Source organism: Hydrogenophaga sp. ANAO-22, from assembly GCF_042466645.1.
GTDB lineage: Bacteria > Pseudomonadota > Gammaproteobacteria > Burkholderiales > Burkholderiaceae_C > Hydrogenophaga.
Window position 1 is genome coordinate 445,377 of record NZ_CP159956.1, and the last position, 25,562, is coordinate 470,938.

Annotated in this window: 27 protein-coding genes and 1 tRNA gene; 13 read left to right on the plus strand and 15 right to left on the minus strand. The window is 67.9% G+C overall.

Features of this window, described 5'->3' with window-relative positions; all coding sequences use genetic code 11:
* The first annotated feature begins 5 nt into the window (after window positions 1-5).
* The 11 genes from ABSY19_RS01850 to ABSY19_RS01900 all read left to right on the plus strand — a co-directional run bounded on the left by ABSY19_RS01850 (window position 6) and on the right by ABSY19_RS01900 (window position 10,114).
* Window positions 6-986 carry a Bug family tripartite tricarboxylate transporter substrate binding protein gene (locus ABSY19_RS01850; RefSeq protein ID WP_382158532.1) on the plus strand — a complete coding sequence of 327 codons (981 nt, stop codon included), beginning with the start codon at window positions 6-8 and terminating at the stop codon, window positions 984-986.
* 6 nt (window positions 987-992) lie between these two features.
* On the plus strand, window positions 993-1,394 hold the full coding sequence (locus ABSY19_RS01855) for a RidA family protein (RefSeq protein WP_382158534.1): 402 nt from the start codon (window positions 993-995) through the stop codon (window positions 1,392-1,394).
* 107 nt (window positions 1,395-1,501) lie between these two features.
* The gene (locus tag ABSY19_RS01860) at window positions 1,502-2,167 is read left to right on the plus strand and encodes a TetR family transcriptional regulator C-terminal domain-containing protein (RefSeq protein ID WP_291120293.1); all 666 of its coding nucleotides are present in this window, start codon (window positions 1,502-1,504) and stop codon (window positions 2,165-2,167) included.
* A gap of 122 nt (window positions 2,168-2,289) precedes the next feature.
* Window positions 2,290-3,309, plus strand: coding sequence for a PDR/VanB family oxidoreductase (locus ABSY19_RS01865; protein WP_382158536.1), 1,020 nt, complete (start codon window positions 2,290-2,292; stop codon window positions 3,307-3,309).
* A gap of 11 nt (window positions 3,310-3,320) precedes the next feature.
* Window positions 3,321-4,580: an amidohydrolase family protein gene (locus tag ABSY19_RS01870; protein ID WP_382158538.1), complete on the plus strand. Its 1,260-nt coding sequence runs from the start codon at window positions 3,321-3,323 to the stop codon at window positions 4,578-4,580.
* A 21-nt stretch (window positions 4,581-4,601) separates the two neighbouring features.
* The gene (locus tag ABSY19_RS01875; RefSeq protein WP_291120300.1) at window positions 4,602-5,459 is read left to right on the plus strand and encodes a creatininase family protein; all 858 of its coding nucleotides are present in this window, start codon (window positions 4,602-4,604) and stop codon (window positions 5,457-5,459) included.
* Between the two features lie 69 nt (window positions 5,460-5,528).
* Window positions 5,529-6,527, plus strand: a complete 999-nt coding sequence (locus ABSY19_RS01880) for an ABC transporter substrate-binding protein (RefSeq protein ID WP_382158540.1) — start codon at window positions 5,529-5,531, stop codon at window positions 6,525-6,527.
* A 98-nt stretch (window positions 6,528-6,625) separates the two neighbouring features.
* Window positions 6,626-7,435 (plus strand): ABC transporter ATP-binding protein, encoded by an 810-nt coding sequence (locus tag ABSY19_RS01885; protein ID WP_382158542.1) that lies wholly within the window; start codon window positions 6,626-6,628, stop codon window positions 7,433-7,435.
* Complete coding sequence (locus ABSY19_RS01890) at window positions 7,432-8,244, plus strand: ABC transporter permease (protein ID WP_382158544.1); 813 nt, start codon at window positions 7,432-7,434, stop codon at window positions 8,242-8,244. Before ABSY19_RS01885 ends, ABSY19_RS01890 begins: the two co-directional genes overlap by 4 nt.
* A gap of 26 nt (window positions 8,245-8,270) precedes the next feature.
* Window positions 8,271-9,629 (plus strand): FAD-binding oxidoreductase, encoded by a 1,359-nt coding sequence (locus ABSY19_RS01895; RefSeq protein WP_382158546.1) that lies wholly within the window; start codon window positions 8,271-8,273, stop codon window positions 9,627-9,629.
* Between the two features lie 29 nt (window positions 9,630-9,658).
* Window positions 9,659-10,114 (plus strand): RidA family protein, encoded by a 456-nt coding sequence (locus ABSY19_RS01900; RefSeq protein WP_382158548.1) that lies wholly within the window; start codon window positions 9,659-9,661, stop codon window positions 10,112-10,114.
* 166 nt (window positions 10,115-10,280) lie between these two features.
* Here ABSY19_RS01900 and ABSY19_RS01905 read toward each other — a convergent pair whose 3' ends face one another.
* The 12 genes from ABSY19_RS01905 to ABSY19_RS01960 form a co-directional block, all read right to left on the minus strand.
* On the minus strand, window positions 10,281-11,483 hold the full coding sequence (locus ABSY19_RS01905) for an HD-GYP domain-containing protein (protein WP_382158550.1): 1,203 nt from the start codon (window positions 11,481-11,483) through the stop codon (window positions 10,281-10,283).
* Window positions 11,484-11,574: 91 nt separating this feature from the next.
* Window positions 11,575-11,649: transfer RNA gene (locus ABSY19_RS01910), tRNA-Val, on the minus strand.
* A 56-nt stretch (window positions 11,650-11,705) separates the two neighbouring features.
* Window positions 11,706-12,413, minus strand: a complete 708-nt coding sequence (gene dnaQ, locus ABSY19_RS01915) for a DNA polymerase III subunit epsilon (RefSeq protein ID WP_382158552.1) — start codon at window positions 12,411-12,413, stop codon at window positions 11,706-11,708.
* Window positions 12,413-12,751 carry an ISC system 2Fe-2S type ferredoxin gene (gene fdx, locus ABSY19_RS01920; protein ID WP_382158553.1) on the minus strand — a complete coding sequence of 113 codons (339 nt, stop codon included), beginning with the start codon at window positions 12,749-12,751 and terminating at the stop codon, window positions 12,413-12,415. Before fdx ends, dnaQ begins: the two co-directional genes overlap by 1 nt.
* 15 nt (window positions 12,752-12,766) lie before the next feature.
* Entirely contained in the window at window positions 12,767-14,638 is a 1,872-nt protein-coding gene (gene hscA, locus ABSY19_RS01925) for a Fe-S protein assembly chaperone HscA (RefSeq protein ID WP_382158555.1), read from the minus strand.
* A gap of 31 nt (window positions 14,639-14,669) precedes the next feature.
* Window positions 14,670-15,188, minus strand: a complete 519-nt coding sequence (gene hscB / locus ABSY19_RS01930) for a Fe-S protein assembly co-chaperone HscB (protein WP_382164001.1) — start codon at window positions 15,186-15,188, stop codon at window positions 14,670-14,672.
* Window positions 15,189-15,252: 64 nt separating this feature from the next.
* Complete coding sequence (gene iscA / locus ABSY19_RS01935; RefSeq protein ID WP_066272849.1) at window positions 15,253-15,576, minus strand: iron-sulfur cluster assembly protein IscA; 324 nt, start codon at window positions 15,574-15,576, stop codon at window positions 15,253-15,255.
* 16 nt (window positions 15,577-15,592) lie between these two features.
* Window positions 15,593-15,979, minus strand: coding sequence for a Fe-S cluster assembly scaffold IscU (gene iscU / locus ABSY19_RS01940; protein WP_382158557.1), 387 nt, complete (start codon window positions 15,977-15,979; stop codon window positions 15,593-15,595).
* Window positions 15,980-15,992: 13 nt separating this feature from the next.
* Window positions 15,993-17,210 carry an IscS subfamily cysteine desulfurase gene (locus tag ABSY19_RS01945; protein WP_382158559.1) on the minus strand — a complete coding sequence of 406 codons (1,218 nt, stop codon included), beginning with the start codon at window positions 17,208-17,210 and terminating at the stop codon, window positions 15,993-15,995.
* Window positions 17,211-17,281: 71 nt separating this feature from the next.
* Window positions 17,282-17,818, minus strand: a complete 537-nt coding sequence (gene iscR, locus ABSY19_RS01950; RefSeq protein WP_066272853.1) for a Fe-S cluster assembly transcriptional regulator IscR — start codon at window positions 17,816-17,818, stop codon at window positions 17,282-17,284.
* Between the two features lie 215 nt (window positions 17,819-18,033).
* The gene (uvrB, locus tag ABSY19_RS01955; protein WP_291118543.1) at window positions 18,034-20,154 is read right to left on the minus strand and encodes an excinuclease ABC subunit UvrB; all 2,121 of its coding nucleotides are present in this window, start codon (window positions 20,152-20,154) and stop codon (window positions 18,034-18,036) included.
* Entirely contained in the window at window positions 20,108-20,482 is a 375-nt protein-coding gene (locus tag ABSY19_RS01960; protein WP_382158561.1) for a DUF6172 family protein, read from the minus strand. The genes uvrB and ABSY19_RS01960 overlap by 47 nt, the downstream gene beginning before the upstream one ends.
* Window positions 20,483-20,522: 40 nt before the next feature.
* Here ABSY19_RS01960 and ABSY19_RS01965 point away from each other — a divergent pair, with 40 nt between their 5' ends.
* The gene (locus tag ABSY19_RS01965; RefSeq protein WP_382158563.1) at window positions 20,523-21,125 is read left to right on the plus strand and encodes a 3'-5' exonuclease; all 603 of its coding nucleotides are present in this window, start codon (window positions 20,523-20,525) and stop codon (window positions 21,123-21,125) included.
* A 3-nt stretch (window positions 21,126-21,128) separates the two neighbouring features.
* Here the strand turns inward: ABSY19_RS01965 and ABSY19_RS01970 are convergent, their stop codons facing one another.
* Both ABSY19_RS01970 and ABSY19_RS01975 read right to left on the minus strand, forming a co-directional pair.
* Window positions 21,129-21,341 (minus strand): DUF3820 family protein, encoded by a 213-nt coding sequence (locus ABSY19_RS01970; protein WP_291118552.1) that lies wholly within the window; start codon window positions 21,339-21,341, stop codon window positions 21,129-21,131.
* On the minus strand, window positions 21,338-22,165 hold the full coding sequence (locus ABSY19_RS01975) for an alpha/beta fold hydrolase (RefSeq protein WP_382158565.1): 828 nt from the start codon (window positions 22,163-22,165) through the stop codon (window positions 21,338-21,340). Before ABSY19_RS01975 ends, ABSY19_RS01970 begins: the two co-directional genes overlap by 4 nt.
* Before the next feature lie 154 nt (window positions 22,166-22,319).
* Between ABSY19_RS01975 and ABSY19_RS01980 the strand changes: the two genes are divergently transcribed.
* The gene (locus ABSY19_RS01980; RefSeq protein ID WP_382158567.1) at window positions 22,320-24,023 is read left to right on the plus strand and encodes an AMP-binding protein; all 1,704 of its coding nucleotides are present in this window, start codon (window positions 22,320-22,322) and stop codon (window positions 24,021-24,023) included.
* Here the strand turns inward: ABSY19_RS01980 and chrA are convergent, their stop codons facing one another.
* Window positions 24,024-25,367, minus strand: coding sequence for a chromate efflux transporter (gene chrA, locus ABSY19_RS01985; RefSeq protein ID WP_382158569.1), 1,344 nt, complete (start codon window positions 25,365-25,367; stop codon window positions 24,024-24,026).
* Between the last annotated feature and the right edge of the window lie 195 nt (window positions 25,368-25,562).

Below are 25,562 nucleotides of genomic sequence, written 5' to 3' on the forward strand. Positions count from 1 at the left end.
TCGCCATGAACCGCATCACCACCACCTTCGCGCTCGCGGCCACGCTCGCCGTGACCGCGCTCGCGCCCTCGCTCGCTTCGGCGCAGGCCTACCCCAGCAAACTGGTGCGCATCGTCGTGCCCTTCCCGCCCGGCGGGAGCACCGACCTGCTCGCGCGCAAGCTCGGCGAGAAACTCACCGTCACCTGGAAACAGACCGTGGTGGTGGACAACCGCGCGGGCGCCGGCGGCACCGTGGGCGCGGACCACGTCTCCAAGTCCGAGCCGGACGGCCACACGCTGCTGCTGGGCGTGACCGGCAGCAACGGCATCGCCGGCGCGCTCTACCCCAACCTGCCCTACGACATGGTCAAGGGCTTCACGCCGGTCACGGCCGTGGTGAGCGCGCCGCTGCTGATCGTGAAGAACCCCAACCTGCCGGCAAAGAACCTGCAGGAGCTGATCGCGGCCGCGCGCGCCAAGCCCGCCTCGATCACCTACGGCTCGCCCGGCAGCGGCACCTCGATGCACCTGACCGGCGAGATGTTCAAGCTCGCCACCAAGGCCTCGTTCCTGCACATCCCGTACCGTGGCAGTGCCGGCGCGCTCACCGACCTCATGGGCGGCCAGATCGACCTGATGTTCGGCGACGTGCTGGTGGTCATGCCGCAGATCCAGGCCGGCAAACTGGTGCCGCTGGCCGTGACCTCGAAGGAACGCCACCCGCTGTTCCCCAACGTGCCCACCGTCGCCGAGAGCGGCTACCCGGGCTTCGAGGCGCTGTCGTGGCAAGGCCTGTTCGCGCCGCCCGGCACGCCGGCGGCCATCGTCGAGAAGATCAACAAGGACGTGAACGCCGCGCTGACCAGCCCCGACATCCAGGAGTACTTCGTCTCGCGCGGCTTCAAGCTCGGCGGCAGCAGCGCCACCGAGTACAAGGCCTTCATCGAATCGGAGACGAAGAAGTGGGCCTCCATCGTCAAGGCCTCCGGTGCCAAACCCGACTGATCCCGCATGAGCCCCAACCCCGGCATTGAACACATCGGGCCGCCCGTGGAACGGGCCGGCAAGGTCCAGCCCATCTCGCCCGCGGTGGTGGTCGAGGACCGGCTGGTCTTCGTCGCCGGCCAGGTGCCCATGCGCAACGGCCAGGCGGCCGGCGAGGACATCGCGAGCCAGACCCACTACACCCTGGACCTGATCGAGGCCATCCTGCAGCGCGCCGGCTGCACGCTGGCCGACGTGGTCAAGACCACGGTGTGGCTGGTCAACGCCAAGGACTACCCCGGCTTCAACGAGGCCTACGCCGAGCGTTTCCCCGCGGCCACGGCGCCCGCGCGTTCGACCGTCATTTCCGGCCTGATTGCCCCCGTGCTGGTGGAGATCGAGGCGGTGGCCCTGCGCCGCCCCGGCTGAGCCCGTGGCGAGGGGTTGGCCGCGCGCACCAGAATGGCGCGCCTGCTATCATGAAATCCCACTTTTCAGCGCGTCGTGGCCGGCTCCGGCCCACGCGACTCCGGACCATGACAGCTGCAGATTCCCCGGCACGGCGCGAGCCCCGCGCCGCCACCCCCACGCTTGCGCGCCCCGCACGTGCGGTGCGGGAAAGCCGACAGCGCATCCTCGCCGCCATCCGGGAAGCGGCCACCCAGGAGTTCAGCCTGCATGGCCTCAAGGGCACCTCCACCCAGGCCATTGCCGAGCGCGCCGGCCTGACCAAGCCCCAGCTGCACTACTACATCACCGGCAAGGAAGAGCTCTACAACGAGCTGCTGGACTCGGTGATGATGGCCTGGAAGATCGAGTTCGCGCCGCCCGGCCTGACCGAGCCGGCCGACATCCTGAGCCACTACATCCGCCAAAAGCTGGACCATGCCTTCGACCAGCCGACGGTCTCGCGCATCTTCACGCGCGAGATCCTGGACGGTGGCCACAACCTCGGGCGCTACTGGCCCAACGCCCGCACCTGGGTCCAGAAGGAAGTCGGCATCATCAACGGCTGGATCGCGCGCGGTCTGATGAAGCCGATGAACGCGCACCTGCTGCTCATGCACATCTGGGCCATGACGCAGCACCACGCCGATTTCGCGCTGCAGGTGCGCCACATCTGCGGGCCCCTGGACCGCGAGGCCGTAGCCAACGAGCTCATCCCGTTCATCCTGCGCGGCTGCGGCCTGCTGCGCGACTGAGCGCGCTGTGGCGCCAACGACACGCGGCGCCACCTTCCTTCCCTGAATCTGCGGGTTTTCACGGTTTCCCCGGGGGTGATTTTTCTTATACTGACCAAACAGTCAAATTAAATGGTCAGAAATTGAGTTCGATCAACACGCCAGCGGGCCAAACGGTCCATGCCAGCCCCCCGAACGGCCCCGCGCCACGCGGTGACCTGACCATCCGCGTCGCCCGCGTCGTGCGCCACACCGACGAGGTGAACAGCTATGTGCTGCAGCGCATCGACGGCCTGCCCCTGCCGGCCTGCGAGGCCGGCGCGCACGTGGACGTGTACCTGCCCGGCGGCCTGGTGCGCAGCTATTCGCTCTGCGGCGATCCGACGCGCACCACGGAGTCGTACGAGATCGCGGTCAAGCGCGAAGACACCGGCCGCGGCGGCTCGCGCGCCCTGCACATGTGGGTGCGCGAAGGCGAGATCCTGCGCATCGGCCTGCCGCGCAACCAGTTCCGCCTGGCGCCGAACGCGGCCCACCACCTGCTGCTGGGCGGTGGCATTGGCGTGACGCCCCTGGTCTCGATGGCGCATGCGCTGCACGCGCTGGGCGCGCCGTTCACACTGGCGGTGTTCGCGCGCAGTTCCAAGCACCTGGCCTTGTGCGGCACGCTCGACCACGCGCCCTGGCGGCGCAACGTGCAGGTGCACTTCGACAGCGTGCCGTCGCCCACCCGCCCCTCGTCCGTGATCGCCCAGGCGCCGGCCGGCTCCCACGTCTATTTCTGTGGGCCCGAGGGCTTCATGACCCACGTGCGCGAGGCCTGCCAGAGCTGGCCGGCCGAGCGCGTGCACTTCGAGTACTTCAGCGCCCCGACCCAGCCCCAGGCCGCCCCGGCTCAGACGGCGGGTTTCGAGGTGCTGCTCGCGCGCCGCCAGCTGCGCCTGCCCGTGGCGCCGGGCAAGAGCATCGCCCACGTGCTGCAAGGCGCGGGCGTGGCGGTGGACACCGTGTGCGAACAAGGCATCTGCGGCTCCTGCCTCACGCCCTACCTCGATGGCACGCCGGACCACCAGGACGCGTGCATGACCGAGGCCGAGCGCGCCACGCACGTGGCGATCTGCTGCGCGCGCAGCCACTCGCCCACCCTGACCCTCGACCTCTGAACCCCACGCCCATGCCGCAGCCGCCCGCCGCCCCCGACTTCATCGCCAACGCGCGGCTGCCGCGCTGGCTGCTGCCGACCGACTGGCCCACCGACCACGCCGGCCCGGCCCTGGCGCTGCTGGAACTGGCCCAGGGCCGCGTGACCCGCACCTCGCCCATCACCGGCACCGTCAGGGTCACCGGCCAAGGCTGGGACGTGCAGGGCGCGCCGGTGCTGCCCGGCATGGTCGATGCGCACACGCACCTGGACAAGGCCTTCATCCTGCCGCGCATGGGCGCCGTGAAGCCCGGCCTGCTCGGCGCGATCGACGCGGTGATCGGCGACCGCGCCCATTGGACCCACGCCGACCTGCGCGAGCGCGCCGAGCGCGGCCTGCAATGGGCCTGGGAGGCCGGCACCACGCACCTGCGCACCCACATCGACTGGTGGGACCCCAGCACCCCGCCACTGGCGTGGGAGGTGATCGCCGAACTCGCCGCCGAATGGCGCGGCCGCGTGCGGCTCGAACAGGTCGCCCTGATCAAGCTCGGCCTGTTCCAGGACCGCGACGAGGCGCAGGCCCTGGCGCGCCGCGTCGCCGCCACCGGCCCGCACGCGCTGCTCGGCGGTTTCGTGCACTCCAGCAACTGGGACGCCAACGCCCTGCGCCACCTCGTGCACGCCGCGCAGGCGATCGATCTGGACCTGGACCTGCACGTGGACGAGGAACTCAATCCCGGCGCGCAAGGCCTGGCCTTCATCGCGCTGCTGCTGCGCGACATCGGCTTCACCGGCCGCGTGGTCTGCGGCCACAACTGCGCGCTCGCGGCCCAGCCCGAGGACCAGGCGCTGGCCACGCTGGACGCCGTGGCGCGCGCGCCGATCACACTGGTGTCGCTGCCCATCACCAACCTGCTGCTGCAGGACGCCGTCACCGGCCGCACGCCGCGCCTGCGCGGCCTCATGCTGGTGAAGGAAGCGCGCGAGCGCGGCATCCCGCTGCTGTTCGCCAGCGACAACGTGCAGGACCCGTTCTGCCGCGTCGGCAGCCTGGACCCGCTCGACGCCATGCAGGCCGCCACGCTGGCCGGTCAGCTCGACACCCCTTTCGACACCTGGTCCGACGCGCTGTGCCGCGCCGACTGGCTGCAGCGCCAGCCGCTGGCCCGCGCCACGCTGGACGGTGCGAATGCCGATCTCGTGGTGTTCACCGCCTCGGACGCCCATGCCTGGCCCTCGCGCACCGCGCCCCGCGTGGTGCTGCGCAACGGCCGCCCCCTCATTCCCTGACTCCCCACAAGGACCCGCCCCATGATGCACGGCTACTTCCCCCCGCACCGTTTCCTGCCCTACCTGGCCTGGACGGAAATCACCGCGCTGCCCGACCGCGAGAACACGGTCATCGTGCTGCCGGTGGGGGCCACCGAACAGCATGGGCCGCACCTGCCCTGCTCGGTCGACACCGTGATCGCCGCGGGCGTCATCGGCAAGGCCTTCGAGCGCCTGCCCGCCGAGATCCGCGCCTTCGGCCTGCCCCCCATCACCTACGGCAAGTCCGAAGAGCACCTGCACTTCGCGGGCACCATGACGCTCACCGGCACCACCCTGCTCTCGACCATGATCGAGCTGGGCGAGTCGGTCTACCGCTCGGGTTTCCGCAAGCTGGTGTTCGCCAACGGCCATGGTGGCCAGCCGCAGGTGCTGGAGATGGCCGCTCGCGAGCTGCGCCTGCGCCATGGCGATTTCGTCGTCGTGCCCTACGGCGTCTCGCGCGTGCCCAATGTCTCGGGCAAGTTCATCAGCGACGAAGAACGCAAGCTCTCCATGCACGCCGGCCATTCGGAAACCGCGCTGATGCTCGCGCTGGCGCCCGACACGGTGCACATGGAGCGCGCCGCCGCGTACTTCCCGCCGCCCTTCCCGTCCAAGACGCTCTCGGCCGATGGCCGACCGGCCTGCGCCTGGGTGGCGCGCGACTTCGGCCCCAGCGGCGTCATCGGCGACCCCACCACCGCCACGCGCGAACAGGGCGAAGCCATCCTCGACAGCCTGGCCAACAGCTGGGTCCAGGCCATCACCGAACTCTTCACCATGCGCTGGGTCGTTCGCGATGAACCGACCTGGGAGCGTGGCCACTTCACCGGTCACATCCAGCAGACGCTGGGCTGATCGATCCACCGTTCCGTTTCCCTCCCGCGCTCCTCCGTCCCACCCCACCCTTCGACAGAAAGGCCTGCCATGTCCTCCTCCGCATCCCTGACCCGACTGTGCCGAGCCCTCGGCGCCACCGCCCTGGGCGTCCTGAGCCTGAGCGCCGCCCAGGCGCAGGAAAAGTTCACCTTCATGACCAACTGGTACGCGCAGGCCGAGCACGGCGGCTACTACCAGGCCATCGCGAACGGCATCTACAAGAAGCACGGGCTGGACGTGACCATCAAGATGGGCGGCCCGCAGATCAACATCATCCAGATCATGGCCGCCGGCCAGGCCGACTGCATCATGGGCGCGACCGACACGCAGATGATGGTGGCGCGCGGCAACGGCCTGCCCATCGTCAACGTGGCCGCCATCTTCCAGAAGGACCCGCAGGTGCTGATCGCCCACGAGGACGTGAAGTCCTTCGAGGACATGAAAGGCAAGACCATCCTGATCGCGCCCACGGCGATGCGTGGCATGTGGTCCTGGCTCAAGGGCAAGTACGGCTACACCGATGCGCAGGCGCGGCCCTACACCTACAACATCCAGCCCTTCGTGGCCGACAAGAACGTCGTGCAGATGGGCTTCCTCTCGTCCGAGCCGTTCGCGATCCAGAAGGCCGGCGTGAAGGCCAACACCTTCCTGCTGGCCGACCAGGGCTACCCGCCCTACGCCAACCTGATCTCCTGCATGGACAAGACCGTGAAGGAACGCGAGAAGACCGTGGCCGCCTTCGTGAAAGCCACCGCCGAAGGCTACAAGAGCTACCTGGCCGACCCGGCGCCCGCCAACGCGCTGATCAAGAAGGACAACCCCAACATGACCGACGACCAGCTCAACTACGGCATCGGCAAGCTCAAGGAGATGGGCATCATCACCAGCGGCGACGCCGCCAAGCAGGGCATCGGCATCATCACGCGCGAGCGCCTGCTCAAGACGCACGCCTTCCTGGTCGAGAACGAGATGATCGACCCGGCCAAGGTCAACATCGACCAGGCCTACCGCTTCGACATCTCCCGTGACGCCAAGGTCCTGCCCTGACGACCGCTGTGCGCCCGCCGCGGCGGGCGCACGCCACGCGCACCGATGCGGGCTCCGCGCCCGCATCGGCCCGCCCCGCCTTCACCCACAAGTACCCCATGAAGACTGACCAACCGTCCGCCACCCTGGCCATTGACATCCAGGGCGTCCAGAAAACCTACCCCAACGGCACCGTGGCCTTGCAGCCGGTGGACCTGACGGTGCGAGAAGGCGAATTCGTCACGCTGCTCGGCCCCTCGGGCTGCGGCAAGAGCACGCTGCTGAAGATGGTGGCCGGCCTGCTCGAACCCAGCAGCGGCAGCCTCAAGCTCTGGGGCCAGGGGGTCAGCCAGCTGGAGAAGTCGGGCCACCGCCTGGCCTTCGTGTTCCAGTCGCCCACGCTGATGCCCTGGGCCAGCGTGCAGACCAATGTGCGCCTGCCGCTGGACCTGGCCGGCGTGCCGCGCGCAGAGGCCGACGCCCGCGTGGCCGATGCACTGGCCCTGGTGGGCCTGTCCAGGTTCGCCAAGGCCCTGCCGCGCGCCCTCTCCGGCGGCATGCAGATGCGCGTGTCGATCGCGCGCGGCCTGGTGGTCGAGCCCACGCTGCTGCTCATGGACGAGCCCTTCGGCGCGCTCGATGAAATCACCCGCCACAAGCTCGACGCCGACCTGCTCGAACTCTGGCAGAAGAAGAACCTCAGCGTCGTCTTCGTCACCCACTCCATCCACGAGGCGGTGTTCCTCTCCAGCCGCGTGGTCATGATGGCCGCGCGCCCGGGCCGCATCGTCGAGGAATTCCAGATCGACCAGCCCTACCCGCGCACGCCGGACTTCATGGTCTCCACCGAATTCAGCCACTACGCCAAGCAACTGCAGGACAGCCTGCTGCGCGCCAGCCGCGACACGACCGAAAGCGCACACGCATGAACCCCACCGTCAACACCCCCTTCCTGAAACAGCCTCGCGTGCAGCGCGTGCTGTACCCGGCCCTGGTCGCCATCGTGCTGGTCGCGCTCTGGCACGGCCTGGTGGTCGGCCTCGAACTGCCGCCCTACCTGGTGCCCTCGCCCGGCCTGATGATGGAGACGCTGGTCAAGGACTGGTCCACGCTCTTCAACTCGCTGGTGATCACCATGAAGATCACCGTGCTGTCCTTCGTGGTGGCTGTGGTCGTCGGCGTGCTGATCTCCTTCCTGTTCGTGCAGAGCCGGTTGATCGAGACCGCGCTGTTCCCCTACGCCGTGCTGCTGCAGGTCACGCCCATCGTGGCCATCGCCCCGCTGATCATCATCTGGGTCAAGCAGCCCACCGCCTCGCTGGTGGTGTGCGCGGCCCTGGTGGCCCTGTTCCCCATCATCTCCAACACCACGCTGGGCCTGCGCAGCGTCGACCCCGACCTGCAGAGCTACTTCAAGATGAACCGCGCCACGCGCGGCCAGATGCTCTGGCGCCTGCGCATCCCCAGCGCGCTGCCCTACTTCTTCGGCGGCCTGCGCATCTCCTCGGGCCTGGCGCTGATCGGTGCCGTGGTGGCCGAGTTCGTCGCCGGCACCGGCGGCACCAACACCGGCCTGGCCTACCAGATCCTGATGGCCGGCTACCAGCTCGACATCCCGCGCATGTTCGCCGCGCTGCTGCTGATCTCGCTCGCCGGCGTCTTCCTGTTCGTGCTCATGGCCTGGCTGACCAAGGTGTCGCTGGGCTCCTGGCACGCCAGCGAAATCGCGCAGGACTGAACCGCATTGAAAGAAGACCACACGCCATGACCGTTTCCAGCACCTCCATCGAACAAATCCAGCAGGAACTGCCCGGCCTTGACTGGATCACCGATCCCCTCAAGATCGGCCGCCTCTCGCAGGACTTCTCCTGGTTCAGCCCGGTGCTCAAGCGCCAGCTGCTCGGCAAGCGCGCCGACATCGTCGTCAAGCCCCGCACCGAGGACGAGATCCGACAGGTGGCCTCGGCCTGCGCGCGCCACCGCATCCCGCTCACCGTGCGCGGCAGTGGCACCGGCAACTACGGCCAGTCCACCCCGCTGCACGGCGGCGTGATCCTCGACATGAGCGGCTACAACGCCTTCCTGTGGTCGCGCCCCGGCGTGGGCCGCGCGCAGGCCGGCATCCGCCTGGCCGAGTTCGACAACGCCGCGCGCCCCACCGGCTGGGAGCTGCGCTGCATCCCCTCGACCTTCCGCAGCGCCTCGCTCGGCGGCCTGTTCAGCGGCGGCTTCGGCGGCGTGGGCTCGATCAACTACGGCCCGATCGGCGCGGCCGGCAACATCCTCGGCATCCGCGCGATGAGCATCGAGGCCGAGCCGCAGGTGGTGGAACTGCGCGGCCCCGAAGCCCTGCTGATGCACCACCTCTGGGGCACCAACGGCCTGGTGCTGGAAGTGGAGATGGCGCTGGCGCCCGCCCACGACTGGATGGAAATGATCGTCACCTTCGACGACGCCGACCGCGCGCTGGACTTCGGCAACGCGCTGGCGCACGCGCCCGGCATCGTGAAGAAGAACATCGCCCTGCTGGCCGACCCCATTCCCGCCTACATGGTGCCGCTGGCCGAATACCTGCCCAAGGGCTGCCACGCCGCGCTGCTGCTGGTGGCCGAGTTCTCGGAAGCCGCGGCCCTGCAGGTGATCACCGCCCACGGCGGCAAGGTCACCTACCGCCGCACGGCCGACGAGGTGCGGGCCCAGCACCACACGCTGGCCGAGTACTGCTGGAACCACACCACGCTCAACGCCCTCAAGGTGGACAAGGGCCTGACCTACCTGCAGACCACGTTCACGCCGGGCAAGCACCTGGACCAGGTGCGCCGCATCCGCGAGCTGTTCGGCGACGAGGTGCTGATGCACGTCGAGTTCCTGCGCAGCATGGACGGCTTCACCACCTGCACTTCGCTGCCGCTGGTGCGCTTCACGACGGAAGAACGCCTCAACGAGATCATCCAGATCTTCCGCGACAACGGCATCCGCGTGAACAACCCGCACACCTTCATCATCGAGGAAGGCAAGGTCGGAGGCGACCTGCCGCAGAACGTGATCGACATGAAAAAGCGCTTCGATCCGGCCGGCCTTCTCAACCCCGGGAAGATGCGCGCCTGGGGCCTGCCCGACTGAGCCACCCACCCTTGTACCGGAGACACCACATGAGCACAGGCAAACCCATGGCCCACTACGCCGCCGCCAAACGCGTCGGCGACTTCGTGTTCATGAGCGGCGTCGTGGCCGTGGACCCGGCCAAGCGCCGCACCGTGAGCAGCTACGAGGACATCCCCACCAAGGCGCTGGCCGCGCTGCGCAAGCAGGGCTTCGTCACCGGCCAGATGTCGGTGGACGTGTTCGAGGCGCCCATCGTGTCGCAGAGCTGGTTCGTGCTGGACCGCATCCGCCAGCTCGCCGAGGAACACGGCGGGAAGATGTCCGACGTGGTCAAGCTGGTGCAGTACTTCCGCCATCTGCCCCACTACGCGCCCTACAACCGGGTGCGCGGCCTGTTCTTTCCGGGGGAGCCACCGGTGAGCACGGTGGTCGAGGTCTCGCGCTTCCTGCCCGGCGACGAGGTGCTGGTCGAGGTGGAGGCCACGATGTACCTGCCGCGGTGAGATAAACACCCCCCTGCGCCGCTGCGCGGCGTCCCCCCTCCGTGGCGCGCCTTCGGCGCTTCGAGGGGGGACGGCACCTAGGACCGGCAGAGCCGGACCCTTGGTGCCCCTGGTGTGTGTTGCCTCTCTCGTTGCAGGTCGCGCTGCGACGCAGAAGTACTGATTCCTAGCGCCTGCTCAGCAGGCGCGGCACGTTCACCACCACCCGCACGTCGCCCGGCGGCAGGCTGGCCTTGATCTCGTGGGCCGGGTCCTGCGTGTCGCGCCAGGTCGGCTCGCCCAGCGGCATGCCCTGGCGCCCGACAATGGCGAACACCTGCGGCGCGTTCGCCTTGGCGCCGCGCCGCGTCACCACGGCCACCTCGCCGCTGGCCAGGCGCACATAGCTGCCCGGCGGGTAGAACCCGATGTGTTTGACGAACAGCGCACCCAGCGCGTCGGGTTGCTGATCGGGCCCGAGGTACAGCTCGCGCGCCACCTGCTGCGAGAGCAGGCCGCCCCGGCCCATGCGCGGGCTGATGCAGGCCACGTACACGTCGGCCATCTGCAGCAGGCGCTGCGCGAGGTCGGCCACCGGTTTGCCCACCGGGTAGCCGCTGCCATCGGGCCGCTCGTGCTGCTCTTCCACCAGGCGCAGCCACAGCGCGTCCGCCACACCCAGTTCGCGCAACATCGCCGCGCTGCGCAAGGGGTGCTCGCGCACCGTCTGGCGCTGGGCGTCGGTCAGGGGACCGGTCTGGCGGGCCATCGCGTCGTGCGTGCGCGTCATGCCCATGTTCATGGTCAGCGCGGCGCGGAACAGCGTGGCCTGCTCGGCGGGAGACACCCCCGTGGAGGGCGACACCAGCGCGCACAGGCCCGCGGAAAGCAGCGCATGCGTCGCGCTGTAGCCCATGCGGGCATCGAAGAGCAATTGCACCAACACCAACAGGCAGTCGTCCGGCGCCGAGTGCCACAGGCGCTGCGCACGCGCGGCCAGCCGTTCGAGCTTGTCGTTGAACTGGGTGGCCGCCGTGCCCTGGTGCAACAGGCTGTTGAGCGACGCGTGCAGGTCGGCCCAGAGCTCCACCGGCCCGGCTTCCTCGCGCGCCTCGACGTGAGGCACTTCCACCGCGTGGCTCACACCCGCGATGCGGTTGAGCGGCGCGTTGTCGCGCACCATGCGGTCGAGTTCGGTGGTGTAGCTGTACGACCAGGCGCGCCAGTCGGCCTCCAGCACCACGGGCGAGTGCAGCATCAGCAGCCCCCGGTGCTGTTCCGATGTGATCGCTTCGCCCTTGCGCAGCAACAGCACACCCTTCGGGTCCCACACGTTCACGGGAACCGGCTGCTGCAGGGCGATGGCGTCCAGAGGAAGCGACTTGTACATTCCGGTGAATCTACGCCTCGCCCAGACGACCAAAGCGGAGAATAAAAGCAGAAAAGCCTGCAAGTTCAAGAACTTGCAGGCTTTCTGGGTCTGGTGGGCGGTGCAGGGTTCGAACCTGCGACCCCTGCCGTGTGAAGGCAGTGCTCTACCACTGAGCTAACCGCCCGATTGATCTGACCGATCTCTCGGAAGCCTCAAATTATAGCCGGTTTTTGGGCTGTTTCAGGCGGCTTGCACCGAACGCCACAAGGTTTTGCCTTTGCTCGCCTTGTCCAGTTCGGCCAGCACCCCTTCGTGGGCCTGGCTTTCCTGCTCGTTGGCCAGCAGCACCGGCAGCTCGAAGCGGCTCAGGTCCAGCGCCTCGGTCTGCCCGTCCTCGCCCGGCGCATCGCCCAGGTCCATGAGCAGCGCGTCCTGGCCGCGCGTCATGTTGATGTAGACGTCGGCCAGCAACTCGGCATCGAGCAAGGCGCCGTGCAGCGTGCGGCCCGAGTTGTCCACGCCCAGGCGGTCGCACAGGGCGTCGAGGCCATTGCGCTTGCCAGGGAACATTTCCTTGGCCATCACCAGGCTGTCGGTCACCTGGCCCAGGATGGTGGTGATGGGCGGATGGCCCAGGCGCTCCATCTCCTTGTTGAGGAAGCTGATGTCGAACGGCGCGTTGTGGATGATCACTTCCGCGTCGCGCAGGTAGTCCAGCAACTGGTCGGAAATGGCCGCGAACTTGGGCTTGTCGCGCAGGAACTCGTTGCTGATGCCGTGCACCTTGAGCGCGTCCTCGTGGCTGTCGCGCTCGGGGTTCACGTAGAAGTGCAGGTTGTTGCCGGTGAGCTTGCGGTTGAGCAGCTCGACGCAACCGATCTCGATGATGCGGTCGCCGTTCTCGGCCGACAGGCCCGTGGTTTCCGTGTCGAGGACGATCTGGCGCATCAGTGGTTTTCCTTCGCGTGGTTGATCGAATACTTCGGAATTTCCACCGTGAGGTCCTTCTGCGCCACGATGGCCTGGCACGACAGGCGCGAGTTGGGCTCCAGGCCCCAGGCGCGGTCGAGCAGGTCTTCCTCGGTCTCTTCCAGCTCGTTGAGGCTGTTGAAGCCTTCGCGCACGATCACATGGCAGGTGGTGCAGGCCGCGCTCATGTCGCAGGCGTGTTCGATGTTGATCTTGTTGTCCAGCAGGGCTTCGCAGATCGAGGTGCCCGCGGGCGCCGTGATGCTGGCGCCCTGGGGACAGTATTCGGGATGGGGCAGGATCTTGATCGTGGGCATGGGGACGTTGTGTTTTCAGACTTCTTCGAGTTTCTTGCCAGACAGGGCCTGCTGGATGCCCCGGTTCATGCGCAGCGCGGCGAAGGGCTCGGTGGCCTTGGCGAGTTCGGTCGTGGCGTTTTCGATCGCGTTGGCGTCGTCGCCCTGCGCGGTGGCCGCCAGCGCCGCCATGAGGTCGTCGATCTGTTGGCGTTCGGTGGGCTGCAGCAGGTCGGCGTCCGCGGCCAGCGCGGTGCGCGTGGCGGCGATCATGCGGTCGGCGTCCACGCGGGCCTCGACCAGCGCGCGCGCCTGGATGTCCTGTTGCGCGGTGGCGAAGCTGTCCTGCAGCATGGCGGCGATCTGCTCGTCGCTCAGGCCGTAGGCGGGCTTCACGTCCACACGGGCTTCCACGCCGCTGCCCTGCTCTTTCGCGCTCACCGACAGCAGGCCGTCGGCGTCCACGGTGAAGGTCACGCGGATGCGCGCGGCGCCGGCCACCATGGGCGGGATGCCGCGCAACTCGAAGCGCGCGAGGCTGCGGCAGTCGGCCACCAGGTCGCGTTCGCCCTGCACCACGTGCAATGCCAATGCGGTCTGGCCGTCCTGGTAGGTCGTGAAGTCCTGCGCCAGCGCGGTGGGGATGGCGCTGTTGCGCGGCACGATGCGCTCGACCAGGCCACCCATGGTCTCGATGCCCAGCGACAGCGGGATCACATCGAGCAGCAGCAGGTCACCGTCGCGGCTGTTGCCGGCGAGCGCGTTGGCCTGGATGGCGGCGCCCAGCGCCACCACTTCGTCCGGGTTGAGGTTGGTCAGCGGCTCGGTGCCGAAGAACTCGCCCACCGTGCGGCGGATCACCGGCATGCGGGTCGAACCACCGACCATCACCACACCTTGCACCTCGTCCTTGGCCGTGCCGGCGTCGCGCAGCACCTTGCGCACCGCGGTCATCGTGCGCGCGGTGAGCGCGGCGGTGCAGGCCTCGAAATCGCCCGGCGTGACCGCCTGTTCGATGGCCTTGCCCGCCACGCGGGCGCGGAAGGTCTCGCTCGCGGCCGACGACAGCGCCTCTTTCACGCGACGCGCCTCGGCATGCACGGCGGCCCGCTCGGAGGCATTGAGCTCGGCGCTCACGCCCTGCTGGGCCAGCACCCAGGCGGCCAGCGCCTGGTCGTAATCGTCGCCGCCCAGGGCCGAATCGCCGCCGGTGGCCATCACCTCGAACACGCCCTTGGTCAGGCGCAGGATGGAGATGTCGAAGGTGCCGCCGCCCAGGTCGTAGATGGCGTAGACGCCCTCCGAGCCGTTGTCCAGGCCATAGGCGATGGCGGCGGCCGTGGGCTCGTTGATCAGGCGCAACACGTTGATGCCCGCGAGCTGGGCCGCGTCCTTGGTGGCCTGGCGCTGCGCGTCGTCGAAGTACGCGGGCACGGTGATCACCGCGCCATACAGGTCGTCGTCGAAGCTGTCCTCGGCGCGAAAGCGCAGCGTGGCCAGGATCTCGGCGCTGACTTCCATCGGCGTCTTGCGGCCGGCCACGGTCTCCACCACGGCCATGCCGTCCTGGTCGACCACGGTATAGGACAGCTTGTCCACGTCGGCCACCTGCGCACGGCGGCGGCCCATGAGGCGCTTGACCGAACTCACGGTGTTCGCCGGGTCCTGCACTTGCGCGGCCAGTGCCTCGAAGCCGATCTGCCGGCCCGAGCCACCCTGCGCGGGGTCGAGGTAACGCACCACGCTGGGCAGGATCACGCGGCCATCGGCCGCCGGCAGGCATTCGGAGACGCCGTGGCGCACAGCGGCCACCAGCGAATGCGTGGTGCCCAGGTCGATGCCCACCGCCACGCGCCGCTGGTGCGGGTCGAGCGACTGGCCGGGTTCGGAGATCTGCAGAAGCGCCATGGGTCAACGGTCATTCATAAGGGGGAACCGGCTATTGTCCCAGCAGATCGAGCCGGTTCTCCACATCGCTGGCAAAGCGCTCAACGAACATAAGGGCTCTGACCTGTTGGGCCAGCGCGGGCCAGTCCCGCAGGTCGTCGGCCGTGGTCTGCAGTTCCTGCAGCATCGCGCGCCGCGCGGTGGCCACGTCGTCGGCCATGCGCTCCAGATCGTCCTGGCCTTGGGCCTCGTCCAGGTCTTCGCGCCACTGCATCTGCTGCATCAGGAAGGCGGCGGGCATGGCGGTGTTGTTCTCGGCCTGGATCGGCGCGCCGTGCAGTTCGCACAGGTAGGCCGCGCGCTTGAGCGGGTCCTTCAGGCGCTGGTAGGCCTCGTTGATGCGCACCGACCACTGCATCGCCTGGCGCTGGGTCTGGGCATCGGCGGTGGCGAAGCGGTCGGGATGGGCTTCGCGCTGCAGGTCTTTCCAGCGCGCGTCGAGCGCGGCGCGGTCCACCGCGAAGCGCGGGCTCAGGCCGAAGATCTCGAAGTCGTTCGATTGCAAATTCAGGTTCATCGCGTGAAAAAGCCGCCAGCACTGGACAGCACGGGCGGCTTGGTGGGGGAACGCAGCATCAGATGCGGAAACTTTCGCCGCAGCCGCAACGGTCGCGCTCGTTCGGGTTGTTGAAGCGGAAGCCCTCGTTGAGGCCTTCGCGCACGAAATCGAGCTGCGTGCCGTCGATGTAGGCCAGGGCCTTGGGATCAACCAGCACCTTCACGCCGTTGTCCTCGAACACCACGTCTTCCGGCGCGATCTCGTCGGCGTACTCCAGCTTGTAGGCCATGCCGGAGCAGCCGGTCGTCTTCACGCCCAGGCGCACACCCACGCCCTTGCCGCGTTTGGCGATGTAGCGGTTGACGTGCCTGGCGGCGGCTTCAGAAATCGAGATGGCCATGGGAACGCGGTGCTCCTCAGGTGACGTGTTTCTTGCGGTAGTCGTCCACCGCCGCCTTGATGGCGTCTTCGGCCAGGATCGAGCAATGGATCTTCACCGGCGGCAGGGCCAGTTCTTCGGCGATCTGGCTGTTCTTGAGCGCGGCGGCCTGGTCGAGCGTCTTGCCCTTGACCCACTCGGTCACCAACGACGACGAGGCGATCGCCGAGCCGCAGCCGTAGGTCTTGAAACGCGCGTCCTCGATCACGCCCGTGGTCGGGTTGACCTTGATCTGCAGCTTCATCACGTCGCCGCAGGCAGGGGCCCCCACCATGCCGGTGCCCACCGAGTCGTCGCCCTTTTCGAAGGAACCGACGTTGCGGGGGTTTTCATAGTGGTCAACAACTTTTTCTGAATAAGCCATGGTGTCTTCTCCTTCAATGCGCTGACCACTGGATGGTGGACAGGTCGATACCGTCTTTGAACATTTCCCACAGCGGGGACAACTCGCGCAGCTTGGCCACGTTTTCCTTGATGGTGGCGATCGCGTAGTCGATTTCTTCTTCGGTCGTCCAGCGGCCGATGGTCATGCGCAGGCTGCTGTGCGCCAGTTCGTCGCTGCGGCCCAGGGCGCGCAGCACGTAGCTGGGCTCCAGGCTGGCCGAGGTGCAGGCCGAGCCCGACGACACCGCCAGACCCTTGATGCCCATGATGAGCGACTCGCCTTCGACGTAGTTGAAGCTCATGTTGAGGTTGTGCGGCACGCGGCGCGTTTCATGGCCGTTGATGAACACCTCTTCCACGTCCTTGAGACCCGCGACCATGCGGTCGTGCAGGGCCTTGATGCGCTGGTTCTCTTCGTGCATCTCGGCCTTGGCGATGCGGTAGGCCTCACCCATGCCCACGATCTGGTGGGTGGGCAGCGTGCCCGAGCGCATGCCGCGCTCGTGGCCACCGCCGTGCATCTGCGCCTCGATGCGGATGCGCGGCTTGCGGCGCACGTAAAGGGCACCGATGCCCTTGGGGCCGTAGGTCTTGTGCGAGGTCAGGCTCATCAGGTCGACGGGCAGCGTCTGGAGGTCGATGTCGACCCGGCCGGTGGCCTGCGCGGCGTCCACGTGGAAGACCACGCCCTTCTCGCGGCAGATCGCGCCCAGGGCCGCGATGTCCTGGATCACGCCGATCTCGTTGTTCACGAACATGACCGAGGCCAGGATGGTGTCGGGGCGGATCGCGGCCTTGAAGGCTTCCAGGTCGACCAGGCCATCGGCCTGCACGTCGAGGTAAGTGACTTCGAAGCCCTGGCGCTCCAGCTCGCGCATGGTGTCGAGCACGGCCTTGTGCTCGGTCTTCACCGTGATGAGGTGCTTGCCCTTGGTCTTGTAGAACTGCGCCGCGCCCTTGAGCGCGAGGTTGTTGGACTCGGTCGCGCCGCTGGTCCAGACGATTTCGCGCGGGTCGGCGTTGATGAGAGCGGCGACCTGCTCGCGCGCGGTCTCCACGGCCTTCTCGGCCTCCCAGCCCCAGGCATGGCTGCGCGACGCCGGGTTGCCGAAATGTTCACGCAGCCAGGGAATCATGGCGTCCACCACCCGCGGATCGCAGGGGTTGGTGGCGCTGTAGTCCATGTAGATGGGGAAGTGCGGAGTGCTCATGGAAGGACGGTTCGTGGGCTTGTCGGTGAAAAGAGGTGGCGGCGGGGTCGAGCGCCCCGGTCAGGCCGGGTTCATTTCGAGAACGCGGCGCCTCCGAGGGCAAAGACCGAGTTGGGGGCGTTCACGCGGATCGGCTTGACCACCGGCGCGCTGGAAATCGCCCGTTTGATCAGGGGTGCGTTCTCCACCACCACGCCCTTGGCGAGCTGCTCGTCCACCAGCGACTGCAGGGACACCGAGTCGAGGAAATCGACCATCTTGGCGTTGAGCTGCGCCCACAGTTCGTGCGTCATGCAGCGGTGGCCTTCGCCCAGGCAGTTTTCCTTGCCGCCGCACTGGGTGGCGTCGATGGGCTCGTCCACGGACACGATGATGTCGGCCACGGTGATGTCGGCCGCCTTGCGGCCCAGCGTGTAGCCGCCGCCGGGGCCACGGGTGGATTCCACCAGTTCGTGGCGGCGCAGCTTGCCGAACAGCTGCTCCAGATAGGACAGCGAAATCTGTTGCCGCTGGCTGATAGCCGCGAGCGTGACGGGACCATTGTTCTGGCGCAGGGCCAGATCGATCATGGCGGTGACCGCGAAGCGGCCTTTGGTCGTGAGGCGCATATTCAAGCTCCTTGAGATGTTGGCTTGACCGTCGTGGCATGGTCCAACGGGTAAGAACCCCCTGAACCCCTTCTCCACCCACCCCGATCCGTTGCGGATCTGTTATCGAAGGCTTTCCCGACTGTTTTCGTCGAGTATACCTCAAAAGCCTAGTGTTTTGCTCAGCATTTTACTGGTAAACCCTTCCCCCGTTCCCCGGGGCACCAGTTCGGTGCTCAAGGAATGTTGTCGGTACCCGGGGCACCGAACACCTGGGCCTTGAGGTGAGCGAGTTGGTCGCGCACGCCGGCGGCCTTTTCGAACTCCAGGTTGCGGGCGTGTTCGAGCATGAGCTTTTCCAGCCGCTTGATCTCGCGTGCCACGTCCTTCTCGCTCATCTCCTCGACGCTGGCGCGCTGGGCGCTCTCGGCGGCCAGGCGATCGGCCTCCCGGCCCGCCTTCTCGCTGTAGACCCCGTCGATCAGGTCCTTGATGCGCTTGTTGATGCTGCGCGGCTCGATGCCCATGGCCAGGTTGTGGGCGATCTGCTTGTCGCGCCGGCGCTGGGTCTCGTCCATCGCCCGCTTCATCGAGTCGGTGATGCGGTCGGCGTACAGGATGGCCTTGCCGCCCAGGTTGCGCGCGGCGCGGCCGATGGTCTGGATCAGACTGCGCTCCGAGCGCAGGAAACCTTCCTTGTCGGCGTCCAGGATGGCCACCAGCGACACCTCGGGAATGTCCAGCCCCTCGCGCAGCAGGTTGATGCCCACCAGCACGTCGAAGGCGCCCAGGCGCAGGTCGCGGATGATCTCCACCCGCTCCACGGTATCGACATCGCTGTGCAGATAGCGAACCTTGACGCCGTTTTCCGTCAGGTAGTCGGTGAGCTGCTCGGCCATGCGCTTGGTCAGCGTGGTGATCAGCACGCGCTCGTTTTTCTCGACCCGGATGCGGATTTCCTGCAGCACGTCGTCCACCTGGTGGGTGGCGGGGCGCACCTCCAGCTCCGGATCCACGAGGCCGGTGGGGCGCACCACCTGCTCCACCACCTGGCCGGTGTGGCTTTTCTCGTAGTCGGCCGGGGTGGCCGAGACAAACACCACCTGCCGCATGCGCTGTTCGAACTCCTCCAGCTTGAGCGGGCGGTTGTCCAGCGCGCTGGGCAGGCGGAAACCGTATTCCACCAGGGTGGTCTTGCGCGCGCGGTCGCCGTTGTACATGCCGCCGAACTGGCCCATGAGCACGTGGCTCTCGTCCAGGAACATCACCGCGTCCTTGGGCAGGTAGTCGGTCAGGGTGGACGGCGGCTCGCCCGGAGCGCTGCCCGCGAGGTGGCGCGAGTAGTTCTCGATGCCCTTGCAGTGGCCTACCTCGCTGAGCATCTCCACGTCGAAACGGGTGCGCTGCTCCAGCCGTTGGGCCTCCACCAGCTTGCCCTCGCCCACCAGCTGCTTGAGCCGGTCGGCCAGCTCCAGCTTGATGGCCTCCACCGCGTGCAGCACCTGCTCGCGCGGCGTCACGTAGTGGCTGCTGGGGTAGACGGTGAAGCGCGGGATCTTCTGGCGCACCTTGCCGGTGAGCGGGTCGAACAGCTGCAGCGTCTCCACCTCGTCGTCGAACAGCTCGATGCGGATCGCCATTTCCGAGTGCTCGGCGGGAAACACGTCGATGGTGTCGCCGCGCACGCGGAACTTGCCGCGCGAGAAGTCCTGCTCGTTGCGCGCGTACTGCATGCGCACCAGCTGGGCGATCAGGTCGCGCTGGCCGATCTTGTCGCCGGTGCGCAGCGTCATCACCATCTGGTGGTAGCTCTCGGGCTTGCCGATGCCGTAGATGGCCGAGACCGTGGCCACGATCACCACGTCGCGCCGCTCCAGAATGCTCTTGGTGCAGCTGAGCCGCATCTGCTCGATGTGCTCGTTGATCGCGCTGTCCTTCTCGATGAACAGGTCGCGCTGCGGCACATAGGCCTCGGGCTGGTAGTAGTCGTAGTAGCTGACGAAGTACTCCACCGCGTTCTTCGGGAAGAACTCCCGGAACTCGCTGTAGAGCTGCGCGGCCAGCGTCTTGTTGGGCGCGAACACGATCGCCGGGCGGCCCAGCCGCGCGATCACGTTGGCCATGGTGAAGGTCTTGCCCGAGCCGGTCACGCCCAGCAGGGTCTGGAACACCTCGCCGTCGTTCACCCCCTCCACCAGCTGGCGGATGGCCTCGGGCTGGTCACCCGCTGGCGGGTAGGGCAGGAAGAGCTCGAACGGGGAACCGGGAAACGTGAGGAACTCGCCCTCGGGGGGCGCGTCGCTCACCCCTTCAATCAGCGGGTCTTTCGGCGTCGGAGGCAGGGTCGTCTGGGGCATCGGACGATTGTGCCGGATGGTCGCTTTCGGCGCTGGCGCCCGGGGGGCGCGGGCGGCGCACGCCGGGTTTGGCCAGGATTTCCACGTAGGCCTGCTCCCCACCCTCGCGCGCCACGGCGTCCAGCTGGCCGATCAGGGCGGCGAGGTGCACCACCTCGGCGGTTTCCTTGGTGGCGCCGAGGCGGCAGTCGAAGTCCAGGAAATCGGCACCCTCGGGCAACTCGCGGCGGCGCTCGCGCTTGAGGTATTTGCGGATCTCGTGCTTCACGGCTTCCAGCACGCGATCGCGGTGACGGCCTTCTTGGGTCAGGGGGAAGATTTTTCTCATGGAGGGCGCGATTATGCGCGCCGGGGTATCCTGCCCCGCGATGACCTCCCGAGAACACCACCCCACCCCCAGCAAGGACGAGATCGCCCTGCTCGCCCCGTTCGAGCAGTTGCGGCTCGACCGCATCACATTGGTGAACACCGCCGCCCAGGCCCGAGAAGCCTGCGCCGCCCTGCGCGACCACCGCGCCTGGGGCTTCGACACCGAGTCCAAGCCCACCTTCTTCAAGGACCAGGTATCCGACGGGCCGCACATCGTGCAGCTCGCCACCCTGCAGCACGCCTGGGTGTTCCAGCTGCACGAACCCGACTGCCGCGCCCAGGTGGCCGCGCTGCTGGCCGACGGCGGCCACACCAAGGCCGGCTTTGGCCTGGGCGACGATACCCGGCGCATCGTGGCCAAGCTCGGCGTGGAGCCCGGCGGCGTGCTGGAACTCAACACCGTGTTCCGCGAACGCGGCTACCGCAAGGACATGGGCGTCAAAGGCGCGATCGCGGTGCTGTTCAACCAGCGCTTCATCAAATCCAAGAAGGCGGCCACGTCCAACTGGGCCAACCCACGGCTGACGGAAGCCCAACTCATCTACGCCGCCAACGACGCCTGGGGCGCCATGCGCGTGCACCACGCGCTGGGTCTGGGCTGAGTTTCAGCGCCGCCGCAATGGCGTGAGCAGCTCGCTCAGCCCGTTGTGGTCGATCTCCCGCATCAGCGCCAGCAGGCGGCCGATCTCGCCGGGCGGAAAGCCTTCGCGCGCGAACCAGTGCAGGTAGTTGCCCGGCAGGTCCGCGATCACGTGGCCCTTGTATTTGCCAAAGGGCATTTCCACGGTGACGAGGCGTTCGAGGTCTTCGGGTTTCATACCAGGGAAGTGGATCGGTCCAGCCAGGCGCGCACGCAGGCGTTGAATTCGGCCGGCTTCTGGCGCATCACCCAGTGGCCGGTGTCCAGCGCGAGCACCTCGCAGCCCGGCGCGCGGGTGAGCTGGTCCAGCCAGCGCTCGGAATGGAACATGAACGGCTTGCGCCGCCCATAGATGAACAGCGCGGGCATGCCCACGCCCAGCAGCTTGTCCACCCGGCCCACGCCGCGCAGGCCGCCATGGGCGCCGAACCAGCCCATGGCATACGGGTAGTTCATCTGCCAGCCGATGCGGGACGGTTCGTTGCGGCAGCCGATGGTGCGCGCCATGTAGCGCGTCATGCGGTTCGCCAGCCAGGGCCACCACGGCCCGATCTTCCAGGCCACCGCGAGCCAGATCTGGTAGCCCGCGATCATCCGTTTTTCCTTGCCACTCAAGCCCCTGAGGTAGGCGCCCGAGCTGGTGTCACCGATGTCCACGCCCACCACGCGGGCGACCCGGTCCGGGTGGCGCGCGGCGAACTCGTAGCCGAAGAAACAGCCCCAATCGTGCACCAGCAGCGTGACCGACTGGTGCGGGCTGACCGCGTCGACGATCTTGCGGATCAGGCCGGTCATGGCGTCCACCGACGCCGCCCTGGGCGGTTTGGCCAGGTCGTAGCCCGGCAGGCAGAAGCGCACGCAGCGGTAGCCCTCGCGCAAGGCCACCACGGTGCTGTCCCACAGGGCCGGGGTGTCGGGCCAGCCGTGCAGCATCACCACCGTGTGCGGGCCCTCGCCTTCCACCACCACATCCACGTCATCGATCTGCAAAGCTTCCATCATGAGCGAGAGCCTCCGGCGGTTGGGTGGTGAATGGGCAGCGCGCATCGTACTGGAATGGAACACCTGGCGTCAGGGAAATCCCGGGCGTGCGGGCGGCGCGGCGGGCGTTCATGATGGCCGGCGAACCTTTGCCCCCCGCACCGCCGAGACCGACATGAACCCAGCATCCGCCCCCACCTCTTCCTACGCCCAGGGCCCGCAGAGCCCGGCCCTGCACGACATCACCATCGGCGAGGCGCTGGCCCGCGCCGCCCACCAGTGGGGCGAGCGCGAAGCCCTCGTGATCCCGCACCAGAACGTGCGCTGGAGCTGGCGCGAGCTGCTGCAACGCAGCGACGCCGTGGCCGCCGGCCTGCTCGCGCTGGACCTGCAACCCGGCGACCGCGTGGGCATCTGGGCGCCCAACTGCGCCGAATGGACGCTGATGCAGTTCGCCACCGCGCGCGCCGGCCTGATCCTGGTCAACATCAACCCCGCCTACCGCGCCAGCGAACTGGCCTACGCGCTCAACAAGGTCTCGTGCAAGGCCCTGGTGCTCGCGCCCGCGCTCAAGACCAGCAACTACATCGAGATCCTGCGCAGCCTCGCCCCCGAGCTCGACGCCGCCACCCCCGGCCAGCTCCATGCCCAGGCCCTGCCGCACCTGCGCTGGGCGATCCGGCTCGGCCAGGAAAAAACCGCCGGCATGCTCAATTTCGACGACCTGCCCGCCCGGGCCGGCGACGCCCAGCGCGCGCAACTCGCGGCCATCGGCCCCCGGCTCGCGCCCACCGACCCGATCAACATCCAGTTCACCTCGGGCACCACCGGCTTCCCCAAGGGCGCCACGCTGACCCACCGCAACATCCTGAACAACGGCTTCTTCGTCGGCGAGGCCATCCGCCTCACACCCGAGGACCGCCTGTGCATCCCCGTGCCGCTGTACCACTGCTTCGGCATGGTCATGGGCAACCTCGCCTGCGTCACGCACGGCTGTGCCATGGTCTACCCCTCCGAGGCCTTCGACCCCGCCGCCGTGCTGCAGGCCGTGCAGGCCGAGCGCTGCACCGCGCTCTATGGCGTGCCCACCATGTTCATCGCCGTGCTCGACCACCCGCAGTTCGGCGCCACCGACCTCTCCAGCCTGCGCACCGGCATCATGGCCGGCTCGCCCTGCCCCATCGAGGTCATGAAGCGCGTGCAATCGCTGATGAACATGCGCGAAGTCACCATCGCCTACGGCATGACGGAAACCTCCCCGGTCTCCACCCAGAGCGCGGTGGACGACCCGGTGGATCGCCGCGTGTCCACCGTGGGACGGGTACAGCCCCACCTGGAAGTGCAGATCGTCGACACCGACAACCGCGCCGTGGCGCGCGGCCTGGTGGGCGAACTCTGCACGCGCGGCTACTCGGTGATGCAGGGCTACTGGGACGACGCCGAAAAAACCCGCGAAGCGATCGACCCCGAGGGCTGGATGCACACCGGCGACCTCGCCACCATGGACGCCGAGGGTTACGTCAACATCGTCGGCCGCCTGAAAGACATGGTGATCCGCGGCGGCGAGAACGTGTACCCGCGCGAGATCGAGGAGTTCTACTACCGCCACCCCAAGGTGCAGGACGTGCAGGTGGTCGGCGTGCCCGATGCGCGCTTTGGCGAGGTGCTCTGCGCCTGCGTGGTGCTCAAGGCCGGCGAGAAGGCCACGGTGCAGGAACTGCAGGATTTCGCGCGCGGCCAGATCGCGCACTACAAGGTGCCGGCCTACATCGAGTTCGTCGACGCCTTCCCCATGACCATCACCGGCAAGATCCAGAAGTTCCTGCTGCGCGAGGCCATGGTCAAGAAACTCGGCCTCAAGGCGGCAGCAACGGCCTGACTAGCGCAGCAGGGTCAGCGCCAGCCCGGCCAAGGCGCACACCCCCAGCAGCGGCATCACGCCCCACTTGAGGCGGAACAGCGCCACCAGCGCCAGCAGCGTGATGACCGCCGAAGCAAGGTCGAACGGCCCGCCGAAGCCCTTGGGCCACCACACGTGGTACGCGAAGAACAGCGCGAGGTTGAGGATCACCCCCACCACGGCGGCGGTGATGGCCGAGAGCGGCGCGGTGAAGCCCAGCTTGCCGTGCGTGGCCTCCACCAGCGGGCCACCCGCCAGGATGAACACGAACGAAGGCAGGAAGGTGAAGAAGGTCACCACCGTCGCCGCGAGCGCCGCGCCGAGGAACAGCGCGTCCGGCCCCAGCACCGACTTTGTCCATCCGCCGACAAACCCCACGAAGGCCACCACCATGATGAGCGGGCCGGGCGTGGTCTCGCCCAGTGCCAGGCCATCGATCATCTGCGCGCCGGTGAGCCACTGGTGCGTGTCCACCGCGCCCTGGTACACGTAGGGCAGCACCGCGTAGGCCCCACCAAAGGTGAGCAGCGCCGCCTTGGTGAAGAACCAGCCCATCTGGGCCAGCGTGCCCTCCCAACCCTGCGTGGCCACCAGCGCAGCCATGCCCAGCAGCCACAGCGCCAGCCCCGCGCCCAGCACGTTCGCCAGGCGGCGTTTCGAGAAACGCGCGTGCGCCGGCGTGGGCGTGTGGTCGTCGATCAAGGCCGGCCCATGGCCCGCCGCCTGGGCACCGTGGCCACCACCCAGCGCGAAGACCTGGGGCCAGCGCCGCGCGCCGAAGTGGCCGATCAGGCCGGCGGCCAGCACGATCGCGGGGAACGGTGTGTCGAACCCGAAGATGGCCACGAAGGCGGCGGCGGCGATGCCCCACATCCAGGGGTTGCGCAGCGCGCGCGTGCCGATGCGGTGCGCCGCGTGCAGCACCAGCGCCGTCACGGCCGGCTTGATGCCGTAGAAGATGCCCGCCACCACCGGCACGTCGCCAAAGCGCAGGTACACCCACGACAGGCCGATCAGGATGAACAGCGAGGGCAGCACGAACAGCGCGCCGGCCACGATGCCGCCCCAGGTGCGGTGCATCAGCCAGCCGATGTAGGTGGCGAGCTGCTGGGCCTCGGGGCCGGGCAGCAGCATGCAGTAGTTCAGTGCGTGCAGGAAGCGGCGTTCGCTGATCCAGCGGCGGCGCTCCACCAGCTCGGTGTGCATGATCGCGATCTGCCCGGCCGGCCCGCCGAAGCTGATGAAACCCAACTTGAGCCAGAAGCGCAGGGCCTCGCCAAAGCCGACGGCGGCGGGGGGTTCGGGGGTGGCGGGTTCGGGCATGGGGACTGGGGTGGAGCAACCGCCCGCAATGTAGCCCATCCCCTTGAAACCGCTGTGACGGCCCGCATGCAAATCTGTGTGCCACAGAACAGCGCCAATGACCAACAAGGGGATGCGCATGAAGGGCCTCGTGCAAGTGAAGTCATATTCGCCACGGACAGGCCCGTTGTCGAGTGATATTTCACACGAAAGACC

Bases quoted from the DNA above. Each gene is read 5' to 3' on its own strand.
- ABSY19_RS01850 (WP_382158532.1), top strand. From the start codon at position 6: ATGAACCGCATCACCACCACCTTCGCGCTCGCGGCCACGCTCGCCGTG.
- ABSY19_RS01855 (WP_382158534.1), top strand. From the start codon at position 993: ATGAGCCCCAACCCCGGCATTGAACACATCGGGCCGCCCGTGGAACGG.
- ABSY19_RS01860 (WP_291120293.1), top strand. From the start codon at position 1,502: ATGACAGCTGCAGATTCCCCGGCACGGCGCGAGCCCCGCGCCGCCACC.
- ABSY19_RS01870 (WP_382158538.1), top strand. From the start codon at position 3,321: ATGCCGCAGCCGCCCGCCGCCCCCGACTTCATCGCCAACGCGCGGCTG.
- ABSY19_RS01875 (WP_291120300.1), top strand. From the start codon at position 4,602: ATGATGCACGGCTACTTCCCCCCGCACCGTTTCCTGCCCTACCTGGCC.
- ABSY19_RS01880 (WP_382158540.1), top strand. From the start codon at position 5,529: ATGTCCTCCTCCGCATCCCTGACCCGACTGTGCCGAGCCCTCGGCGCC.
- ABSY19_RS01885 (WP_382158542.1), top strand. From the start codon at position 6,626: ATGAAGACTGACCAACCGTCCGCCACCCTGGCCATTGACATCCAGGGC.
- ABSY19_RS01890 (WP_382158544.1), top strand. From the start codon at position 7,432: ATGAACCCCACCGTCAACACCCCCTTCCTGAAACAGCCTCGCGTGCAG.
- ABSY19_RS01895 (WP_382158546.1), top strand. From the start codon at position 8,271: ATGACCGTTTCCAGCACCTCCATCGAACAAATCCAGCAGGAACTGCCC.
- ABSY19_RS01900 (WP_382158548.1), top strand. From the start codon at position 9,659: ATGAGCACAGGCAAACCCATGGCCCACTACGCCGCCGCCAAACGCGTC.
- ABSY19_RS01905 (WP_382158550.1), bottom strand. From the start codon at position 11,483: ATGTACAAGTCGCTTCCTCTGGACGCCATCGCCCTGCAGCAGCCGGTT.
- dnaQ (WP_382158552.1), bottom strand. From the start codon at position 12,413: ATGCGCCAGATCGTCCTCGACACGGAAACCACGGGCCTGTCGGCCGAG.
- fdx (WP_382158553.1), bottom strand. From the start codon at position 12,751: ATGCCCACGATCAAGATCCTGCCCCATCCCGAATACTGTCCCCAGGGC.
- hscA (WP_382158555.1), bottom strand. From the start codon at position 14,638: ATGGCGCTTCTGCAGATCTCCGAACCCGGCCAGTCGCTCGACCCGCAC.
- iscA (WP_066272849.1), bottom strand. From the start codon at position 15,576: ATGGCCATCTCGATTTCTGAAGCCGCCGCCAGGCACGTCAACCGCTAC.
- iscU (WP_382158557.1), bottom strand. From the start codon at position 15,979: ATGGCTTATTCAGAAAAAGTTGTTGACCACTATGAAAACCCCCGCAAC.
- ABSY19_RS01945 (WP_382158559.1), bottom strand. From the start codon at position 17,210: ATGAGCACTCCGCACTTCCCCATCTACATGGACTACAGCGCCACCAAC.
- iscR (WP_066272853.1), bottom strand. From the start codon at position 17,818: ATGCGCCTCACGACCAAAGGCCGCTTCGCGGTCACCGCCATGATCGAT.
- uvrB (WP_291118543.1), bottom strand. From the start codon at position 20,154: ATGCCCCAGACGACCCTGCCTCCGACGCCGAAAGACCCGCTGATTGAA.
- ABSY19_RS01960 (WP_382158561.1), bottom strand. From the start codon at position 20,482: ATGAGAAAAATCTTCCCCCTGACCCAAGAAGGCCGTCACCGCGATCGC.
- ABSY19_RS01965 (WP_382158563.1), top strand. From the start codon at position 20,523: ATGACCTCCCGAGAACACCACCCCACCCCCAGCAAGGACGAGATCGCC.
- ABSY19_RS01970 (WP_291118552.1), bottom strand. From the start codon at position 21,341: ATGAAACCCGAAGACCTCGAACGCCTCGTCACCGTGGAAATGCCCTTT.
- ABSY19_RS01975 (WP_382158565.1), bottom strand. From the start codon at position 22,165: ATGATGGAAGCTTTGCAGATCGATGACGTGGATGTGGTGGTGGAAGGC.
- ABSY19_RS01980 (WP_382158567.1), top strand. From the start codon at position 22,320: ATGAACCCAGCATCCGCCCCCACCTCTTCCTACGCCCAGGGCCCGCAG.
- chrA (WP_382158569.1), bottom strand. From the start codon at position 25,367: ATGCCCGAACCCGCCACCCCCGAACCCCCCGCCGCCGTCGGCTTTGGC.